The sequence below is a fragment of the Afifella sp. IM 167 genome (assembly GCF_020144925.1).
Lineage (GTDB): Bacteria > Pseudomonadota > Alphaproteobacteria > Rhizobiales > Afifellaceae > Afifella.
This window is the reverse complement of the sequence record NZ_NSLC01000001.1, coordinates 180,990-198,239: the sequence shown is the minus strand read 5'-3', so window position 1 is coordinate 198,239 and position 17,250 is coordinate 180,990. Positions and strand designations below refer to the sequence as shown.

At 68.1% G+C, this 17,250-nt stretch carries 16 protein-coding genes; all 16 read left to right on the top strand.

The window, feature by feature from the left end:
- Positions 1-60: 60 nt before the first annotated feature.
- The 16 genes from CLD20_RS00980 to CLD20_RS00905 all read left to right on the top strand — a co-directional run bounded on the left by CLD20_RS00980 (position 61) and on the right by CLD20_RS00905 (position 17,200).
- Positions 61-903: a GntR family transcriptional regulator gene (locus tag CLD20_RS00980; RefSeq protein ID WP_224404724.1), complete on the top strand. Its 843-nt coding sequence runs from the start codon at positions 61-63 to the stop codon at positions 901-903.
- Positions 904-1,075: 172 nt separating this feature from the next.
- The gene (locus CLD20_RS00975) at positions 1,076-2,302 is read left to right on the top strand and encodes an ABC transporter substrate-binding protein (protein ID WP_224404723.1); all 1,227 of its coding nucleotides are present in this window, start codon (positions 1,076-1,078) and stop codon (positions 2,300-2,302) included.
- A 62-nt stretch (positions 2,303-2,364) separates the two neighbouring features.
- Positions 2,365-3,237 carry a branched-chain amino acid ABC transporter permease gene (locus CLD20_RS00970; RefSeq protein WP_224404722.1) on the top strand — a complete coding sequence of 291 codons (873 nt, stop codon included), beginning with the start codon at positions 2,365-2,367 and terminating at the stop codon, positions 3,235-3,237.
- On the top strand, positions 3,234-4,241 hold the full coding sequence (locus CLD20_RS00965; protein WP_224404721.1) for a branched-chain amino acid ABC transporter permease: 1,008 nt from the start codon (positions 3,234-3,236) through the stop codon (positions 4,239-4,241). Before CLD20_RS00970 ends, CLD20_RS00965 begins: the two co-directional genes overlap by 4 nt.
- Positions 4,241-4,987, top strand: a complete 747-nt coding sequence (locus CLD20_RS00960; protein WP_224404720.1) for an ABC transporter ATP-binding protein — start codon at positions 4,241-4,243, stop codon at positions 4,985-4,987. Before CLD20_RS00965 ends, CLD20_RS00960 begins: the two co-directional genes overlap by 1 nt.
- A complete protein-coding gene (locus CLD20_RS00955) occupies positions 4,980-5,681 on the top strand; it encodes an ABC transporter ATP-binding protein (protein WP_224404719.1) in 702 nt (233 codons plus the stop codon). The genes CLD20_RS00960 and CLD20_RS00955 overlap by 8 nt, the downstream gene beginning before the upstream one ends.
- 9 nt (positions 5,682-5,690) lie before the next feature.
- Positions 5,691-7,109, top strand: a complete 1,419-nt coding sequence (locus tag CLD20_RS00950; RefSeq protein ID WP_224404718.1) for an MmgE/PrpD family protein — start codon at positions 5,691-5,693, stop codon at positions 7,107-7,109.
- 1 nt (position 7,110) lies between these two features.
- Positions 7,111-8,007: an oxaloacetate decarboxylase gene (locus CLD20_RS00945; RefSeq protein WP_224404717.1), complete on the top strand. Its 897-nt coding sequence runs from the start codon at positions 7,111-7,113 to the stop codon at positions 8,005-8,007.
- A complete protein-coding gene (locus tag CLD20_RS00940; protein ID WP_224404716.1) occupies positions 8,004-9,737 on the top strand; it encodes a hydantoinase B/oxoprolinase family protein in 1,734 nt (577 codons plus the stop codon). Before CLD20_RS00945 ends, CLD20_RS00940 begins: the two co-directional genes overlap by 4 nt.
- The gene (locus CLD20_RS00935) at positions 9,734-11,806 is read left to right on the top strand and encodes a hydantoinase/oxoprolinase family protein (RefSeq protein ID WP_224404715.1); all 2,073 of its coding nucleotides are present in this window, start codon (positions 9,734-9,736) and stop codon (positions 11,804-11,806) included. The genes CLD20_RS00940 and CLD20_RS00935 overlap by 4 nt, the downstream gene beginning before the upstream one ends.
- A complete protein-coding gene (locus CLD20_RS00930) occupies positions 11,806-12,420 on the top strand; it encodes a cysteine hydrolase family protein (protein WP_224404714.1) in 615 nt (204 codons plus the stop codon). Before CLD20_RS00935 ends, CLD20_RS00930 begins: the two co-directional genes overlap by 1 nt.
- A 27-nt stretch (positions 12,421-12,447) precedes the next feature.
- The gene (locus CLD20_RS00925) at positions 12,448-12,945 is read left to right on the top strand and encodes a tautomerase family protein (RefSeq protein ID WP_224404713.1); all 498 of its coding nucleotides are present in this window, start codon (positions 12,448-12,450) and stop codon (positions 12,943-12,945) included.
- Between the two features lie 7 nt (positions 12,946-12,952).
- The gene (locus tag CLD20_RS00920) at positions 12,953-14,368 is read left to right on the top strand and encodes an FAD-dependent oxidoreductase (RefSeq protein ID WP_224404712.1); all 1,416 of its coding nucleotides are present in this window, start codon (positions 12,953-12,955) and stop codon (positions 14,366-14,368) included.
- A gap of 4 nt (positions 14,369-14,372) precedes the next feature.
- A complete protein-coding gene (locus CLD20_RS00915) occupies positions 14,373-15,131 on the top strand; it encodes an aspartate/glutamate racemase family protein (RefSeq protein ID WP_224404711.1) in 759 nt (252 codons plus the stop codon).
- A gap of 30 nt (positions 15,132-15,161) precedes the next feature.
- Complete coding sequence (locus tag CLD20_RS00910) at positions 15,162-15,854, top strand: aspartate/glutamate racemase family protein (RefSeq protein WP_224404710.1); 693 nt, start codon at positions 15,162-15,164, stop codon at positions 15,852-15,854.
- Positions 15,851-17,200, top strand: coding sequence for an MmgE/PrpD family protein (locus CLD20_RS00905; RefSeq protein ID WP_224404709.1), 1,350 nt, complete (start codon positions 15,851-15,853; stop codon positions 17,198-17,200). The genes CLD20_RS00910 and CLD20_RS00905 overlap by 4 nt, the downstream gene beginning before the upstream one ends.
- Positions 17,201-17,250 lie beyond the last annotated feature (50 nt).

The following is a 17,250-nucleotide window of genomic DNA, read 5'->3' as shown; positions in this document are numbered from 1 at the left end:
AAATGTGTTGGCTAGAAGACAGATTTCTGTATTAAATATGATACAGGATTGGGAGGTCGGATGACGAACCTCGAGCCGCCAAAGGCACGCAGGGTCTATCTTCTTCTGCGGGACCGGATCGCCTCCGGCGAGTACCGGGCGCGTTCGTCGCTCCCGAGCGAGCCGGCTCTGGCCGAGCAGAACGGCGTCTCTCGCGTCACCGTCCGCCGCGCCCTCGACCAGCTTGCCTCCGAAGGGCTCATCGAGCGCCGTCCCGGCGCCGGCACCTTCGTCAAGGGAGGCCAGGCCAGCCTTCCGATGACCGGCGACATCTCCAACGTCCTCGCCCATCTCGTGGAGATGGGGCAGACGACAGAGGTCAAGCTCCTCTCCTTCGGCTACATCGTGCCGCCGCCTGCGATCGTGGAGGCGCTCAGGCTGGATCCGGACGAGCGCACGCAGCGCTCGGTGCGCCTGCGGCTCATCGACGGCCAGCCCTTCTCCTATCTCGTTACGAACGTTCCCGAACGGATCGGCCTGTCCTATTCGGAGGCCGACCTTGCCTCAACGCCCCTCCTGGAGCTGCTGGAGCGCTCCGGCCTCGTTGCCGAGCGGGCGAGCCAGACCGTCGGCGCAACGCTTGCCGGGCCCGACACGGCCGAGCCGCTCGGCCTGGAAGTCGGCGCGGCGCTGCTTTCCATGACGCGGGTCGTCTACGACCCTTCCGGCAAGGGCATCGAGCACCTGCAGGCGCTCTACCGGCCCGACCGCTATTCCTTCCAGCTCGACCTTCAGCGCACCGGCGCGGGCGATGCTCGCAGCTGGAAGCCGGTCGACCGCCCGCGCAAGGTCGCCGCGCCCGCCCGTTCGGGGCGCAGGGCGCCCGCGCGCCGTCCCGCCATGGAGAAGGGAAGCGCCGAATGAGCGCTTCCTCCTTCGCCCGGAAGTTCCTGGTCCCTTCGGCAGGCGGTCGCGGCGCCGCCGGCACGGGACCCGGTTCCTCGCCCGCGCCGCGGCGCGGCGAAAACAGAAAGTCCTAGCGTAACCGGCAATCAGAAAATCCGTCAAAGCCACGGAGCCTGAGAGGAGAACAGTCATGACAGTGTTCAGGAATTCCATCAGTCGCCGTACGGCGCTCAAGGGAGGAGCGGCCGTCGTCGCGAGCCTTTCGGCGCCCTCTGTCCTGCGGGCCGCCGAGCCCGCACCGGTCAAGATCGGCATTCTGCAGCCGGTCACCGGCGCCCTTGCCCAGGACGGCGAGTACGGTCGCGCCGGCGCCGAGATGGCCATCAAGGACATCAACGATGCCGGCGGCATCAAGGCGCTCGACGGCGCCAAGATCGAGATGGTCTTCGGCGACGCCCGCTCCAATCCGGAAGCCGGCGTGCAGGAAGTGGAGCGCATGCAGAGCGAGGGCGTCGCGGCCATCGTCGGCGGTTTCGCCAGCCCGATCTGTCTTGCTTCCTCGCAGGCCGCGGCCCGCTACGACCTGCCCTACATCGTCGATGTGGGCGTGTCCGACCAGATCATCTCGCGCGGCCTGACGAACACCTTCCGCTTCGCGCCGGGCTTTTCGATCTGCACCAAGATCGCCATCGACAACCTCGTGCGCATCAACGAGGCGGCCGGCAAGCCGGCGAAGACCATCGCCCTCGTCCACGAGGATGGCCTCTTCGGCTCCGGCCTTGCCAAGCTGATGCAGGAAGAGTTGCCGCAGTACGGCTTCGAGATCATGGAATCGATCTCCGTGCCGACGCCCTCGCGCGATCTTTCCAACGTCACGCTGCGCCTGCGCTCGCTCAATCCGGATCTCGTCATCCCGAGCACCTATTACGGCGAGACGGTGCTGCTCGCCCGCACCATGCAGCAGCAGCGCGTCAAGCCGAAGGCGGTCTACGCCGTCCTCAACGGCGCGGCTTCGAACCGCCGCTTCGTCTCCTCCTTCCCGGAGGCGGCCGAGGGCATCATGGACTGCAACCACTGGCACGATCCGAGCAATCCGGGCAACGACGCGCTGATGAAGCGCGTGGAGGAAGCCGGCAAGCAGTGGAACTACAACACGCCGCTCAACTATTCCTGCGTCGGCCTTCTCGTCGACGCCATCGAGAGGGCGGGTTCGGCCAAGCGCGAGGACATCATCCCCTCGATCGCTTCTTCCACCTATGCCGAGCACCTGATGCCGTACGGCCCGACGAAGTTCGCCGAGAACGGCCAGAACATGGGCGCGTCCCCGGTCTCCACGCAGGTCCAGGACGGCACCATCATGGTCGTCTACCCGGAGAAGTTCGCCAACGCCGAGCCGCACTTCCCGGTCAACGGCTAGTACCTTTGCGGGCGGCGCCCTTCGCGCCGCCCGCCTTTCTCGCGTATCGGGCGGAGCCCTCGATGTATCCCATTTCCATCGTCGCTGAGGCCATGCTGAACGGCCTTCTGACCGGAGCGGTCTATGCGCTCATCGCGCTCGGGCTGACGCTGGTCTATGGCGTCCTGCACATCATCAACTTCGCCCATGGCGCCTTCCTCACCGTGGCGATGTTCGCCGTGTGGGCGGCCTACGTCTTCCTCGGCCTCGATCCGTATCTGGCGATCGTGCCGCTGACGATCCTCTTCTTCGCCTTCGGCTACGTCGTGCAGCGCTTCGTCATCGGCCCGGCGAGCCACGGCGACGACGGCAACATCCTGCTCGTCACCCTCGGCCTTTCCATCATCATCGAGAACGTCCTGCTCGCCCTCTTCCAGTCCGACACGCGCTCCATCTCCACCGACGTCTCCTTCCAGGTGCTGGAGATCGGCGGCCTGCTCATCTCCAAGGCGCGGCTCTACGGCTTTCTCGGTGCGGTGGTCGTGACGGCGCTGCTCTGGCTGCTGCTGGTGCGCACCGATACCGGCAAGGCGATCCGCGCCGTCGCCAAGGAAAAGCTCGGCGCCCAGCTCATCGGCATCGACGTCAAGCACGTCTTCGCCGTCACCTTCGGTCTCGGCACGGCGACCCTGGCGATCGCCGCCTGCCTGCTGATGCCGACCTTCTACGTCAATCCGCGCGTCGGGGGCGCCTTCGTCCTCGTCGCCTTCACCATCGTCGTGCTCGGCGGCATGGGCTCGATCACCGGGGCGCTTGCGGGCGGCCTCGTCATCGGTGTCGTGGAGAGCCTGTGCAGCCTCTATCTCGGCGACAGTCTCGGCCAGATCGGCATCTTCATCATCTTCATCCTGGTCCTGCTCCTGCGCCCGACCGGTCTGTTTGGAGCGCGGGCATGACGCGCGGCTATCTTTCCATCATCGTCGTCCTGGCGATCCTGGCGGCGCTGCCCTTCCTCGTCGCCTCCAACGTCGTCCTCAACTTCGTCGTCTTCGTCCTCATCATCACGCTGACGGCGCAGGGCTGGAATCTCCTGGGCGGCGTCGGCGGCCAGAACTCCTTCGGCCATGCCGCCTTCTTCGGCACCGGCGCCTACGTCTCGGCGATGCTGCAGGTGCATTACGGGGTCAACGCCTGGGTGGCGCTCGCCGCCGCGATCGCCGGGGGCGCCGTCGTCGGCTGGATCATCGGCTTCCTGTCTTTTCGCGCCGGGCTGAAAGGCTCCTACTTCGCGCTCGTCACGCTCGCCTTCGCCGAGGTGCTGCGCATTCTCGCCAACGCCATGGAATTCACCGGCGGCGCGGCGGGCCTTCTCCTGAAGCTCGATACCGGCTTCTGGAACCTGCAGTTCTCCAGCCGGGCGGCCTTCGTCTGGCTGGCGCTCTTCTTCGTCGCCCTGGCGCTGTTCATCTCGCAGTGGATCGCCAATTCGCGCTTCGGCGCGCATCTCGTGGCCGTGCGCGAAAACGAGGAGGCGGCGAAGGCGCTCGGCGTCGACGTCCTCGCCGTGAAGCTGCGGGCGATCACCATATCCGGCGCCATCACGGCGACGGCCGGCTGCCTCTACCTGCAGTACTTCCTCTATATCGACGCCAACATCGCCTACGGCGTCTGGATCTCCATCGAGGCGCTGCTGGCGGCCATGGTCGGCGGGCGCGGCCTCGTGCTCGGGCCTATCATCGGCGCCTTCTCGCTGCACGGGCTCGGCGAGGTGACGAAGCTCGCCGCCGGCCGCGTGCCGGGCATCGACCTTGCCGTCTACGGCGCCGTCCTCATCCTCGTCGTCGGCTTCGCGCCGGGCGGCATTCTCGGCCTCATCAACAAGCTGCGCTTTCGCGGCAGGCCGCGGCCGGAGCCCGAAAAGGCCGCCACGCCCGCGCCCAAGACCGAGGAGGCCGCGTAATGCTCGAGGTCGAAACCGTCACCAAGCGCTTCGGCGGCCTCGTCGCGGTCGATGCGGCCTCGCTGGAGGTCCGAAAAGGCCAGATCGTCGGCCTCATCGGGCCGAACGGGGCGGGCAAGACGACGCTCTTTGCCGTCATCGCCGGCTTCCTGAAGCCGACCTCCGGCCGCGTCGTCCTGGAAGGCGAGGACATCACCGGCGAGGCGCCGCATATCCGCGCGCGGCTCGGCATCGCGCGCACCTTCCAGATCGTGCAGCCCTTCGCCGGCCTCAATGTGCGCGAGAACATCGCCGTCGGGGCGTATCTGCGCCACAGATCGGCCGCCGACGCGCACGCCAAGGCCGATGCGGTGGCGCACCGCGTCGGGCTCGGCGAGGATCTCGCCAAGCCCGCCTCCAGCCTCACCGTGGCCGGGCGCAAGCGGCTGGAGCTCGCCCGGGCGCTGGCGACGGAGCCGAAGCTCCTCCTGCTCGACGAGGTGCTGGCCGGCCTCAATCCCTCGGAGGTCCGCGACATCGTCCCGGTGATCCAGGCGATCCGCGAGGACGGCGTGACGATCCTGATGATCGAGCACGTCATGCAGGCGGTGATGAATCTCTGCGAGCAGGTCTATGTGCTGTCGCAGGGACGGATGATCTCCGAAGGCGCGCCGGAGAAGGTCTGCACCGATCCGCAGGTCGTGGAGGCCTATCTCGGCAAGGGCGCGGCCGAAAGGCTCGCCAGGATGGAGACCGGCCATGCTTGAGGTCTCCGCTCTCAAGGCCGGCTACGGCCAGGTGGAAGTCCTGCGCGGCATCGACCTTTCCGTCGGCGCCGGCGAGATCGTCGCCGTGCTCGGCTCCAACGGCGTCGGCAAGACGACGCTGAACAGCGTCATCTCCGGCACCATCTCCCCCCGCGCCGGCAAGGTCGTCTTTGCGGGGCGCGACCTCACCGGCGCCTCCTCCGCCTCCATCGTGCAGGCGGGACTCATCCAGGTGCCGGAGGGAAGAAAGATCTTCCCGAACCTCAATGTGCGCGAGAACCTCGAACTCGGCAGCTACCGGCGCGCCCGCAAGAACCGCGCGGCCAATCTGGAGCGCGTCTACGAGGCGTTTCCGCGCCTCAAAGAGCGCCGGGGCCAGCCGGCGGGCACGCTTTCGGGCGGCGAGCAGCAGATGCTCGCCATCGGCCGCGGGATGATGGCCGAGCCGCTGCTCCTCATCCTCGATGAGCCTTCGCTCGGCCTTTCGCCGCTCCTCGTGGAGGAGATGTTCACGCTCATCGGCAAGCTCAACGAGGCCGGCATGACCATCATGCTGGTGGAACAGAACGTCGTGCAGTCGCTGGAGATCGCCAGCCGCGTCTACATCATCGAGAACGGCGTCGTGACCCTTTCGGGCCGCGCCGAGGATGTGGCGGGCGATCCGGAACTCAAGCGCGCCTATCTCGGACTTTAGGAAAGCCACATGACACTCGTCACGCCCAAACTCGTGCCGGCATCGGTCCTGCTCGCCGAGCCGCAGCCCGCCTGGCTCACGCGCTGGGGGGCCTTCGCATCCGGGCTTTCCTGGGACGACCTTTCCGAGCCCCTCGCGAAGCAGGCAAAGCTCGTCGTCCTCGACTGCATCGGCGCTGTCGCCGCCGGCATGCAGGAGGGCGAGACGAAGAAGCTCGCCTCCCGGCTCGCCGCCCGCCATTCCGGGCCGGGCGCGCCCGCCATCGGCTCCGGCAAGCGCATGCGCGGCGAGGATGCGGCTTTCGTCAACGGCGTTGCCGGCACGATGCTGGAGCTCGACGAGGGCAATTCCTTCGCGCGCGGCCATCCCGGCATCCATGTCCTGCCGGCGGCGCTCGCCGTGCGGCCGGCCTCGGATATCTCCGGCCGTGATTTCCTTCTCGGCTTTCTCCTCGGCTACGAGGTCGGGGCGCGCATCGGCGCTTCCTGCCGGCTGCGCCCGACCGTCCATCCGCACGGCACCTGGGGCACGATCGGTGCCGCCTTCGCCGCCGCCTATCTCGACGGGGCGAGCGCCGGCGATCTCATTCAGACGATCAACGTCTCTTCCACGCTCAGCGTCGGGGCGAGCCTTCGCACCATGTTGGAAGGGGCGACGGTGCGGAACAGTTTCGCGGGCTTTTCGGCGCGCAACGGCATCGCCGCCTGGGATCTCGTGGCGAGCGGCTTCACCGGCGAGGTCGACGGGCCGCGCAGCGTCTATGGCGGCATTCTCGGCGAGGGTTTTGACCCCGCCGTGATGGTGGAGGAGCTTGGAACGCGTTGGGAGGTCCAGCGCAACTACTTCAAGCGCCACGCCGCCTGCCGCTTCAATCACGGCGCGCTCGACGTGGTGGCCGGGCTTCTCGCCGGCCGCGGGCCGATCGACACGAAATCGGTCGCCTCCATCGCCGTGAAGACCTATTCGCTCGCCGCCCAGCTCGACGGCAATGCGCCCGGCAACATGCTCGCGGCGAAGTTCTCCGTGCCCTTCTGCGTCGCCACGATGCTCCACCACGGCGAGGCCTCGGTGGAAGCGTTCCGCGGCGCGGCGCTCGCCAACGAGGATATCCGGGCGCTGGCGAAGCGCGTCAGCGTCGAGGAGGACCCGGCGATGACGGCGATGCTGCCGGCCAAGCGGCCGGCGAGCGTCACCATCCGCATGGAGGACGGTACCGAGATCGTCGGCGAGACCTTCACCAACCGGGGCGATGCCGCAGACCCTTATTCGGATGCGGAGATCCTGGAGAAATTCATGAACCTCGCCACGCCCGTCTGGGGCGAGGCGCATGCGGCCCGCATCCGCGCGGCCGTCGATGCGCTGGATGGCGAGGGCGACCTGACCGAACTGGACGCGCTGCTGGCGGAGCCGGCGCTTGAGGAAAAATGAGATGGATCTGAGGGAGAGACTGAAGCTTCGAAAGCCGGTCGTGGCCCCTGGCGTTTGCGACGCGCTGACGGCGTCGATCGCCGCGGGCACCGGCTTTGAGGCGCTGTACCTTTCGGGCGCGGCGATCGCCTATACGCGCCTCGGCCGGCCCGATATCGGCCTCGTCTCGATGAGCGAGGTGGCAAGTGTCATCGCGCTGGTGCGCGACCGCGTGCCGACGCCGCTCATCGTCGATGCCGACAACGGCTACGGCAATGCGCTCAACATGCAGCGCACCATCCGCACCTTCGAGCGGGCCGGCGCCGACGCCATCCAGATCGAGGACCAGACGATGCCCAAGCGCTGCGGGCATCTGCAGGAAAAGAGCCTCATTTCCGCCGGCGAGATGGCGGCCAAGGTGAAGGCGGCGGTCGATGCGCGCGCCAGTGAGGCGACGCTCGTCATCGCCCGCACCGACGCCGTGGCCGTGGAAGGCTTCGAGGCGGCGATCGAGCGCGCCGAACTCTATGCGGAGGCCGGCGCCGACATCCTCTTCGTGGAAGCGCCGCGCTCGCGCGAGCAGCTCGCCGCGATCACCAAGGCCCTCGGCAGCCGGCGGCCGCTGCTCGTCAACATGGTGGAAGGCGGCGACACGCCGCTCGCCTCGGCGGCGGAGCTCGGCGAGCTCGGCTTTTCCATCGTCATCTTCCCGGGCGGCATCGTGCGGGCGATGGCGCGCACGGCGCAGGATTACTACCGCTCGCTGCATCAGCACGGCACCAACGAGCCCTTCAAGGAGCGGATGTTCGACTTCACCGCCCTCAACGCGCTGATCGGCACGCCCGAGATGCTCGATCTCGGCCGCGCCTACGAGACCTATGAGCCCGCCGCCAAGACGAGGAAGGATGACGCGGCATGACGACGATCGATCCCGTCACGCTGGCGGTCCTGAAGGGCCGCCTGGAGCAGATCGCCGACGAGATGGACGCGACGCTTTTTCGCTCCGCCTTCAACCCGATCATCGCCGAGGCGCGCGACGCCTGCCACGGCCTCTACCACGCCACGACCGGCGAGACACTGGTGCAGGGCTCCAGCGGCCTGCCGATCTTCGTCGGCGCCATGGCCTTCGCCGTGAAGGCCGTCATCGACAAGGTGGGCCGGGAAGGGGGCCTTGAAGAGGGCGACACCTTCCTCTTCAACGATCCCTATCTCGGCGGCACGCATCTCAACGATTTCCGCCTCGTGCGGCCGATCTTCCACGAGGGCGAGCTGTTCTGCTGGCTCGCCTCGGTCGGCCACTGGCTCGATATCGGCGGCAATGTGCCGGGCGGCTACAATCCGCAGGCGACCGAGAGCTTCCAGGAAGGCGTGTGCTTTCCGCCGGTGAAGCTCTTCTCGGCCGGCAAGCTCAGCCAGGACATCGTCGACATCCTCGCCGCCAATTCGCGCGTGCCGACCTCCAACTGGGGCGACCTCAACGGTCAGATCAACGCCCTCGATCTCGGCGAGCGGCGCTTCCGTACCCTCCTTGCCGAATACGGCGCGCCGACGCTGCGGGAGGCCTTCGACGCCTTCTCCGGCCGCGCCGAGGCGCTGATGCGCAGCGCCATCGCGGCGCTGCCGGACGGCACCTATTCGTTCGAGGACGTGCTCGACAATGACGGCATCACCGACGACCTTCTGACCATCGCGCTCGACCTCACCATCTCGGGCGAGCGCATGGTGCTCGATTTCTCGCGCTCCTCGCCGCCGGCGCAGGGGCCGATCAACATCTCCTACGCCACCACCGCGGCCTGCTGCTACGTCGCCCTGAAGCATGTCTTCACCGACGTGCCGGCCAATGCCGGCTGCCTGAAGCCGATCGACTTCGTCATTCCGCCGACGACGCTCCTCGGCGCGACGGCGCCGAAGCCGATGGCGGGCTACACCGAGACGATCCTGCGCCTGATCGGCGTGATGCTCGGCGCCCTGGCGCAGGCCGATCCGGAACGCGCCACCGCCGCGCCTTTCGGCACGATCAACGCGCTCTCGCTCGCCGGCTACCGCGGGGACGGCTCGCGCTGGGTGATGTTCTCCTTCTTCGGCGGCGGCCTCGGCGGCAATCCGGAGAGCGACGGGCTCAACCACGCCAACAACCCGATCTCGACGGCGACAATCCCGCCGGCGGAGATTCTTGAAGCGAGCTATCCGGTAATGTTCCGGCAATGGGCGCTGCGCCCGGATTCGGCCGGCGCGGGCGCGCATCGCGGCGGCGTCGGCGCCATCTACGAGGTGGAGGCGCTTTCGGACGCCACCGTCTCGCTTCTCGGCGAGCGAGGCAAGGTCGCCCCGTTCGGCGTGGAGGGGGGCGGCTCCGCCGCGCTCAACCGCTTCACCTGGGAAGCGGAAGACGGCGAGCATTCCCCGCCCTTTGTCTCCAAGATCACCGGCGTGCCGCTGGCGGCGGGCCGCGCGGTCCGCCTGGAATCGCCGGGCGGCGGCGGATGGGGCGATCCGATGACGCGCGATGCCGCCCTTGTCGGGCGCGACGTTCGCCTCGGCTATGTCAGCGCCGAGGCGGCGCGCAAGGATTATGGCGTCGCCGTCCGCGAGGACGGGACGATCGACGAGGCGGCTACCAGCGCCTTGCGCAAGGGGATTGCAGCATGAACGCGCCCTTCTCGATCCGGCAGGGGCGCATCGTCGGCGTCGATGTCGGCGGCACCTTCACCGACCTCTTCTACTATGACGAGCCGGCGCGTGCCTTCCGCACGGCGAAGGTGCCTTCCAACCGGGGAGACGAATCCGTCGGCTTCCTGGAGGGGCTGAAGAGCTTCGGCGACATCGCCGAACTCTCCTCCGTCGTCCACGGCACGACGGTCGGCACCAACGCGCTCCTGGAGCGCAAGGGCGCGCGGGTCGGCCTCATTACCACCAAGGGCTTTCGCGACGCACTGGAGATGCGTCGCCGCGACCGGCGCTACACCTGGGGCCTGTGGGGCGATTTCGTTCCGGTCATCGACCGGGACCTCCGCCTTGAAGTGAACGAGCGCACGCTCGCCGACGGGACGATCCGCGATGCGCTCGATCCGGACGAGGCGCGCGCGGCGGCGAAGGAGCTGATGGCCAAGGGCTGCGAGGCCGTCGCCATCGTCTTCATCAACGCCTACGCCAATGCGCAGAACGAGAGCCTGGCGCTTCAAGCCGTGCAGTCCGTCTGGCCGAACGCCTATGTCGCCGCCTCCAGCCAGATCCTGCCGGAGATCCGCGAGTTCGAGCGTACCTCCACGACGGCTCTCAACGGCTATCTGCAGCCGGTGGTCGGCTCCTATCTCGGCAAGCTCGACGAGGCGCTCGCCTCCGAGGGCTTTTCGGGACGCTTCCACATCGTCCAGTCGAATGGCGGCGTCATGTCGACCGAGACGGCGCGGCGCCTTCCGGTGCGCACGGCGCTCTCGGGCCCCGCCGCCGGCGTCATCGCCGCGGCTGCGATCGCCAGGGCGGCGGGCTATCCGAACGTCATCACCGGCGACCTCGGCGGCACCTCCTTCGACGTCTCCCTCGTCGTCGACGGCAAGACGGCGCTCGCGGCCCAGACGACCATCGATTTCGGCCTCGTCATCCGCACGCCGATGATCGAGATCACCACCATCGGCGCGGGCGGCGGCTCCATCGCCCATGTCGATGCGGGCGGGCTCTTGCAGGTCGGGCCGGAAAGCGCCGGCTCGCGGCCGGGCCCGGTCTGCTACGGCCAGGGCAACACCCGCCCGACGCTGACCGACGCCAATGTCGTGCTGGGGCGCATCAACGCCGAAAAGCCGATCGGCGGGGCGCTGAAGCGGCTCGACCTGGAAGCGGCGAAGGCGGCGATCGAGGCGCATGTCGCGAAACCGCTGGGGCTCGACGTCATGGTGGCGGCCGAGGCGATCGTGAAGATCGCCGGTGCCAAGATGGCGGGCGCGATCCGGCTCGTCTCCATCGAGCGCGGTCACGATCCGTCGAAGTTCGCGGCCGTGCCTTTCGGCGGGGGCGGGGCGCTGCATACCGGCTCGCTGATCAAGGAAGTCGGCCTCAGGGCCGCGCTGGTGCCGCGCTTTCCGGGCGTCACCTCGGCGCTCGGCTGCGTCATCGCCGATATCCGTCACGACCAGGTGCAGACCGTCAATCTCGGCCTTGAAGGCATCGACGCCGCCGCGCTCGACGCGCGCATGGTGACCGAGGCCGGCGAGGCGAAGGCGGTGGTCGAAGCCGCCGGGCTTTCGGTGGAGCGCATCGACGTCACATTCGAACTCGACATGCACTATGTCGGCCAGACGCACACCGTTGCCGTGCCGCTGCCCGTGACGGTGGAGAACGGCACGACGGGCGTTTCGGAATCCACGATCAAGGCGGCCTTCGACGAGGCCTACCGCACCTCCTTCAGCCGGCTTCTGCCGGGCGTGCCGATCCGCATCGTCAACCTGCGCACTGCCGCCATCGGCCGGCGTCCGCATTTCGATCTCGCCGCGCTCGCGCCCGGGGCGGAAGCGGATGCCGAAAAGGCGAGGCTCGGCAGCCGGCAGGTCTGGTTCGACGGCGGCTGGCACGAGACGGCGATCTATGCGCGGCTCGCCCTTCCGGTCGGCACGGTGATCGAGGGACCGGCGATCCTGGAGCAGCCCGACGCGACGACGGTGGTCGACCCCGACCTGACCGCCCGCATCGACGAATTCGGCAACGTCATCGTGGAGCGGCGCTGATGAGCGCGGAAATGATCTCCCTGGAGAAGACGGCGCTTCTTACCGTCGACCTGCAGAACGATTTCCTGCATCCGGAAGGCGCCTACGGGCGGGCCGGGCAGAGCGCGCCGGAGATCGCTGCGCTGCCGGCGCGCATCCGCCCGCTTGCCGAGCTGATGCGCCAAAAGGGCGGCTGGTTCGTCTCCACCCAGTTCACGCTGGTGCCGGCCAAGGGCGGCGAGCCGCTGATCTCGCCGCATCTGAAAAAGATGCGTCCCTTCCTGAAGAAGGGCGATTTCGCGCCCGCTTCCTGGGGCCACAGCCTCGTGGAGGAGCTGCAGCCCGCCGATCTCACGGTGGAGAAGGTCGCCTATTCGGCCTTCTACATGACGCGGATGGAATGGGTCCTGCGCAAATGCGGGATCGAAAAACTGATCATCGGCGGCATCGTCACCAATGGCGGCGTCGCCTCCACGGTGCGCGATGCGCATGTGCGCGACTTCGACACGACCGTCCTTTCCGACGGCTCGGCGGCCTTCACGCGCGAGATCCACGAGACGGCGATCGCGGCTCTGAAGCCGGTCTGCCGGGTCGCAACCATCGCCGAGGTGACGGCCGAGATCGCCGCCGCCTGAAACCCCTTTTTTGACTGGAGCAAAGAAATGCCCGTTGTCGAGACGACCCTCATTTCCGGCTACGACGCCGACACCAAGGCGCGGCTGATGAAGGGCATGACCCGTGTGGTGCGGTCCGTGATGGCCGCGCCGCCGGAAGCCGTCATCACCGTCATCAAGGAAGTCGCGCCGAGCTCCTATGCGCGCGGCGGCGTCTCGCGCGTGCCCGGCCCGCCGCTTCCGCCCGCCACCGAGGTCGCGGCGGCCTTCGCCGAGGCGCTGGTGAAGGGCGACGCGGACGGCGTTGCCAAGCTCGCCACGGCGAACTTCAAGGCGCACGACACCGAGCGCAAGACGCTCACCCTGGCGCAAACGGTGGAGCGCGCCGGCTCCGGCAAGAAGAAGAGCTACGACAGCTTCGTGGAGGCGCTGACGGACGAGGGCAGCCTCGTCTTCGCCGAGGGCGTCTACCCCGAGGAGGGCAAGCGCTTCATCGACCGCTTCCATGTCACCGGGGCCTTCGTCGCCGAGATGGTTTCCTGGTAGGGCGCGCGTGAGCGACGAAATGCGCCTCGCCTCCGCTGCAGAGGCCGAGAGGAGCGTCGACGTCGTTGTGGTGGGGGCCGGCGCGGCCGGCCTCTGTGCCGCGCTCTCCGCACGCGATGCTGGAGCGCGCGTCGTCGTGCTGGAGCGGGACGCAAAACCCGCCGGCAACACCGCCCTGACGCTCGGCATGCTGCCGGGGGCGGGCACGCGTTTCCAGCGCGAGGCGGGAATCGAGGACAGCCCCGATCTCTTCCTCGCCGACATCGTCAAGAAGGCGAAAGGCAAGACCGAGGAGGCGCTGGCGCGCGCGGTGGCGGAGGCCTCCGGCCCTGCCGTCGAATGGCTGAACGACGCGCACGGCGTCGCCTTCGAACTCCTTTCCGACATTCTCTATCCGGGCCACAGCCGGCACCGCTATCACGTGCCGAAGAGCCGGACGGGCGTGGAGATGGAGGAAGGGCTACTCGCCGCCGCCCGGCGCGCGGGAGCTGAGATCGTCACCTCGGCGCGGGTGGAGGGGCTTGAAGCCGACGAGACGGGCCGTGTCGTCGCCGTCCGCTACACCGACCGAGACGGCCAGAACGTCACGCTCGGCTGCGGCGCGCTGGTGCTGGCGACCGGCGGCTACGGCGCCGATCCGGCTCTCGTGAAGCGCCACATCCCGGAGATGTCCGACGCCGTCTATTGCGGCCATGACGGCAGCGACGGCATCGCGCTCGCCTTCGGCGAGCAGCTCGGGGCGGGCTTTGCCGATCTCGGCGCCTATCAGGGCCATTGCGTCGCCGCCGGCCCGGCCCTTCCGGTAACCTGGGCGCTCGTCATTCGTGGCGGTTTTCAGGTGAACCGCGAGGGGCGGCGCTTTTCCAACGAGATGCGCGGCTATTCGGAGCAGGCCTCGGCCGTTCTCGCCGAGCCGGGCGGAACCGTCTTCACCGTCTACGATGCGCGCTGCGAGGAGCCGGCGCTCACCTTCGCGGACTACCACCGCGTGATGGAAGCCGGTGCGGTCCTGGAGGCCGACGACATCGAAGGCCTTGCCGCCAAAGCCGGCCTTCCTGCCGCCGCTCTCAAAGAAAGCTTCCTGGCCGTCTCGGCTTATGGGTCGGGCGAGAGCGCCGACCCCTTCGGCCGGGACTTTTCCGGCAACCCGCCGCTTCGGCCCCACTTCAAGGCGGTGGAGGTGAAGGGTGCGCTCTTTCATACGCAGGGCGGCCTTGCCGTCGATACCGGCGCACGGGTGATGCGCGCTGGCGGTACAGCCCTTCCCAACCTCTTTGCCGCGGGCGGGGCCGCGCGCGGCATCTCCGGCCCTTCCTCCGACGGTTATCTCGGAGGGAACGGGCTCGTCACCGCGGTCGCCCTCGGGCGGCTTGCAGGCGCGAGCGCGGCCGAAATCGCCTCACAACACAAAAGGGAGAGTTGAGCCCATGGCCAGAGCGCTGGTGATCGTGCCGTTTCCGATGTCGGAAGAGAACCTTGAAATGCGCAAGCAGCAGCTCTCTTCGGTGAAGCTTGGCGAGGGGATCGAGTTCGACTTCCGCCCGGTCCGCATCGCTCCGGTCAATTACGTCAGCCAGCAGGATTCCGTGCTGGCCGATCTCGGCATCCTGGAAGCCGGCATCCGGGCGGAAGCGGAGGGCTACGACGCCGTGTGCATCGACACGGTGAGCGATTCCGGCGTGACGCCGCTGCGCTCGGTCCTCAATATCCCGGTCATCGGCGCGGGCCGCCACGCCATGCTGACGGCGATGATGCTCGGCGACAAGTTCTCGATCCTCGCCATGTGGGACCGCTGGCGGCACCTCTACACCAAGGCGCTCGCCGAGCTCGGCCTCAACCACAAATGCGCCTCGCTGCGCTCGGCCGGGCTCCAGCCGAACAACCAGAGCCTCCTCGCCGGCAAGGAGGACGAATTCTTCCCGGCCCTGTACAAGGCGGCGATGGCGTGCATCGAGGAGGATGGCGCCGATGTCATCATCCTCGGTTCCACGACGATGCACCAGGCGCATGCCTATCTCGCCGAGCGCCTGCCGGTTCCGGTCATCAATCCCGGCCCGCTCACCTACCGGCTCGCCAAGACCGCCATCAACCTGAGGCTTTCGCACAGCCGCGCCGCCTTTCCGGCGCCCGACGCGCCGGCGCTCCAGCGCCTCGCGAAGATGGGCGATGCCGCCGCCGCTCTCTGAGACGCGGCCCTCTGAGACAAGGAGACTTTGATGTCCCGTATCCTGATGATCCTCACCGAGGGGAGGAGCGTCGCGGCGAGCGCTGAGACGGAGCTCGTCACGCGCCTCGCCGAAGGTCTGCCGAAGACACTGAAGAGCGCCCATGACTGGGTGCTCGCCGATATCGCCGTGCTGGCGGCCGGGCAGGGCGCCGAGAAGGAGGGCTTCGAGGCCGTCTCCGTCGGCAATGCCGGCGATTTCGGCGCCAATGCGCTGCGCTCCGTTCTCGACATCCCCGTCGTCGCGGCCGGCCGCTCGGCCTTCCATTACGCGCTGACGCTCGGCTCTTCCTTCGGCATCCTCACGCCCCGGCCGGTTGCGCATCGGGCGAAGAAGCTGGTGCAGGAATACGGGCTTGCCGCCCAGTGCGCCGGTGTGCGCGGCTTCTCCCCGGATGCGGGCGAAGACGAGATCGCGAAAGCGGCCGAGGCTCTCGTTGCCGAGGACCATGCCGATGTCGTCGTGCTCGATGGCGGCCTCGGTGGTGGCCTTGATGGTGACGCCGTGCGCCGGCTCGCCGACCGCCTTCCCGTGCCGCTTGTCGAGCCTGCTTCCCTCAGCGTCGAGCTCGCCGAGAGCTTCCTTGGCCTCGGTCTTTCGCAGAGCCGGCGCACCTATCCGATGCCGCAGGTGCCCAAGCCGGAGCTCGTCGAGCTGATGGCGAAGACGGGATGGGGCGCATGAGCGCTCCCGACTGGCAGCCCGTCGAAACGGAGCCCTCCGAGACCGCCAGGAAGCTCGCCGATCTCGCCTTGTCGCTGAAGCTGGAGGACGTGCCGGAGGAGGTGCTCCACCACGCCAAGCTAATCGTGCGCGACACGCTCGGGGTCATGCTTGCCGGCTCGACGCTGCCGGAGATCCGCAACCTCGCGCAGACCGCGCCGCGGCTTGCCGCCGGAAGGGCCTCGCTGTTCGGCACGGAGCTGAAGGCGGCGGCGCATATGGCGGCTCTCGTCAACGGCGCCGGCGGCGTCTCGCTGGAGCTCGACGAGGGCAACCAGTTTGCCGTCAACCATCCCGCGGTTCACATCATGCCGGCTCTGTGGGCGCTTGCCGAGGAGGAGGGATCTTCCGGCGCGGCGTTCCTGGAGGCCTTCATTGCCGCCTACGAGATCGCCGTCAGGGTCGGGCGGGCGACCAAACTGCGCGACGCCGTCCATCCCTTCGGCACGCACATGATCGTCGGCACGGCGGTCGGGGCGGCGCGACTCCTCGGCTTCGACGCGCGGCTGACGGCGCGGGCGATCGAGCTTGCCGCCGGCCTGCCCGTGGCTTCCTCGCAGCTCGCGGCCAATACCGGCGCCTCGGCCCGCAACCTTTTCACCGGCTTCACCAACCATAACGGCCTCCTGGCGGCGCGCTTCGCGCTTGCGGGCTTCTGCGGCGAGCCGGGTGCGCTCGACAGCGTCTTCGGCAAGATCCTCGGCGAGCGCTTCGAGATCGAGGTCGAGGCGCGGCTTTCGGAGTTCTTCCTCACCCGCAACTACTTCAAGATCTACGCCTGCAGCCGCTGGAACCACGCCCCGATCGAGGCTGTGGCCGAGCTCCGCAGGGCGCACGATCTGAAGGCGGAGGATGTCTCCGCGATTGAGGTCTACACCTACGATCCGGCGACGCGGCTCGGCGGCAACAAGGTCGCCAACGCCTATGCCGGAAAGCATTCGATCGCCTTCAACGTCGCCGCACAGCTCCTCCACGGCAGCAACGATTTCGACGTCTATACCGAGGCGGTCGTCCGCGATCCGAAGATGGTGGCGCTCATCGACAAGGTGCGCGTTACGGAGGATCCGGAGCTGACGGCGCTCCTGCCGGGCGTGCGGGCGGCGCGGGTGGAGGTCGTGCTCGCTTCCTGTGAGCGCGTTTCGGCAAGGTCCGACGTGCCCATCGGCGGCTTCGAGAACCCGCTCGGCGAGGATGCGCTTCTCGCCAAGTTCCGCCGGCTGGCGGCGATGGCCGTGCCGGATGCGAAGATCGGCCAGATCGACGAAATGGTTGCGCGGCTGGAGAAGGTCGTGCGCCTCGGCGCCTGACACGATCGAGTGAAACTGACTTGTTGACAGCATACTGTCATAATGACAGT

Excerpts from the sequence above, each read along its gene's own strand:
- CLD20_RS00945 (WP_224404717.1), top strand. The coding sequence starts at position 7,111 with ATGGATCTGAGGGAGAGACTGAAGCTTCGAAAGCCGGTCGTGGCCCCT.
- CLD20_RS00915 (WP_224404711.1), top strand. The coding sequence starts at position 14,373 with ATGGCCAGAGCGCTGGTGATCGTGCCGTTTCCGATGTCGGAAGAGAAC.
- CLD20_RS00935 (WP_224404715.1), top strand. The coding sequence starts at position 9,734 with ATGAACGCGCCCTTCTCGATCCGGCAGGGGCGCATCGTCGGCGTCGAT.
- CLD20_RS00970 (WP_224404722.1), top strand. The coding sequence starts at position 2,365 with ATGTATCCCATTTCCATCGTCGCTGAGGCCATGCTGAACGGCCTTCTG.
- CLD20_RS00950 (WP_224404718.1), top strand. The coding sequence starts at position 5,691 with ATGACACTCGTCACGCCCAAACTCGTGCCGGCATCGGTCCTGCTCGCC.
- CLD20_RS00905 (WP_224404709.1), top strand. The coding sequence starts at position 15,851 with ATGAGCGCTCCCGACTGGCAGCCCGTCGAAACGGAGCCCTCCGAGACC.
- CLD20_RS00975 (WP_224404723.1), top strand. The coding sequence starts at position 1,076 with ATGACAGTGTTCAGGAATTCCATCAGTCGCCGTACGGCGCTCAAGGGA.
- CLD20_RS00965 (WP_224404721.1), top strand. The coding sequence starts at position 3,234 with ATGACGCGCGGCTATCTTTCCATCATCGTCGTCCTGGCGATCCTGGCG.
- CLD20_RS00930 (WP_224404714.1), top strand. The coding sequence starts at position 11,806 with ATGAGCGCGGAAATGATCTCCCTGGAGAAGACGGCGCTTCTTACCGTC.
- CLD20_RS00980 (WP_224404724.1), top strand. The coding sequence starts at position 61 with ATGACGAACCTCGAGCCGCCAAAGGCACGCAGGGTCTATCTTCTTCTG.
- CLD20_RS00910 (WP_224404710.1), top strand. The coding sequence starts at position 15,162 with ATGTCCCGTATCCTGATGATCCTCACCGAGGGGAGGAGCGTCGCGGCG.
- CLD20_RS00960 (WP_224404720.1), top strand. The coding sequence starts at position 4,241 with ATGCTCGAGGTCGAAACCGTCACCAAGCGCTTCGGCGGCCTCGTCGCG.
- CLD20_RS00955 (WP_224404719.1), top strand. The coding sequence starts at position 4,980 with ATGCTTGAGGTCTCCGCTCTCAAGGCCGGCTACGGCCAGGTGGAAGTC.
- CLD20_RS00925 (WP_224404713.1), top strand. The coding sequence starts at position 12,448 with ATGCCCGTTGTCGAGACGACCCTCATTTCCGGCTACGACGCCGACACC.
- CLD20_RS00940 (WP_224404716.1), top strand. The coding sequence starts at position 8,004 with ATGACGACGATCGATCCCGTCACGCTGGCGGTCCTGAAGGGCCGCCTG.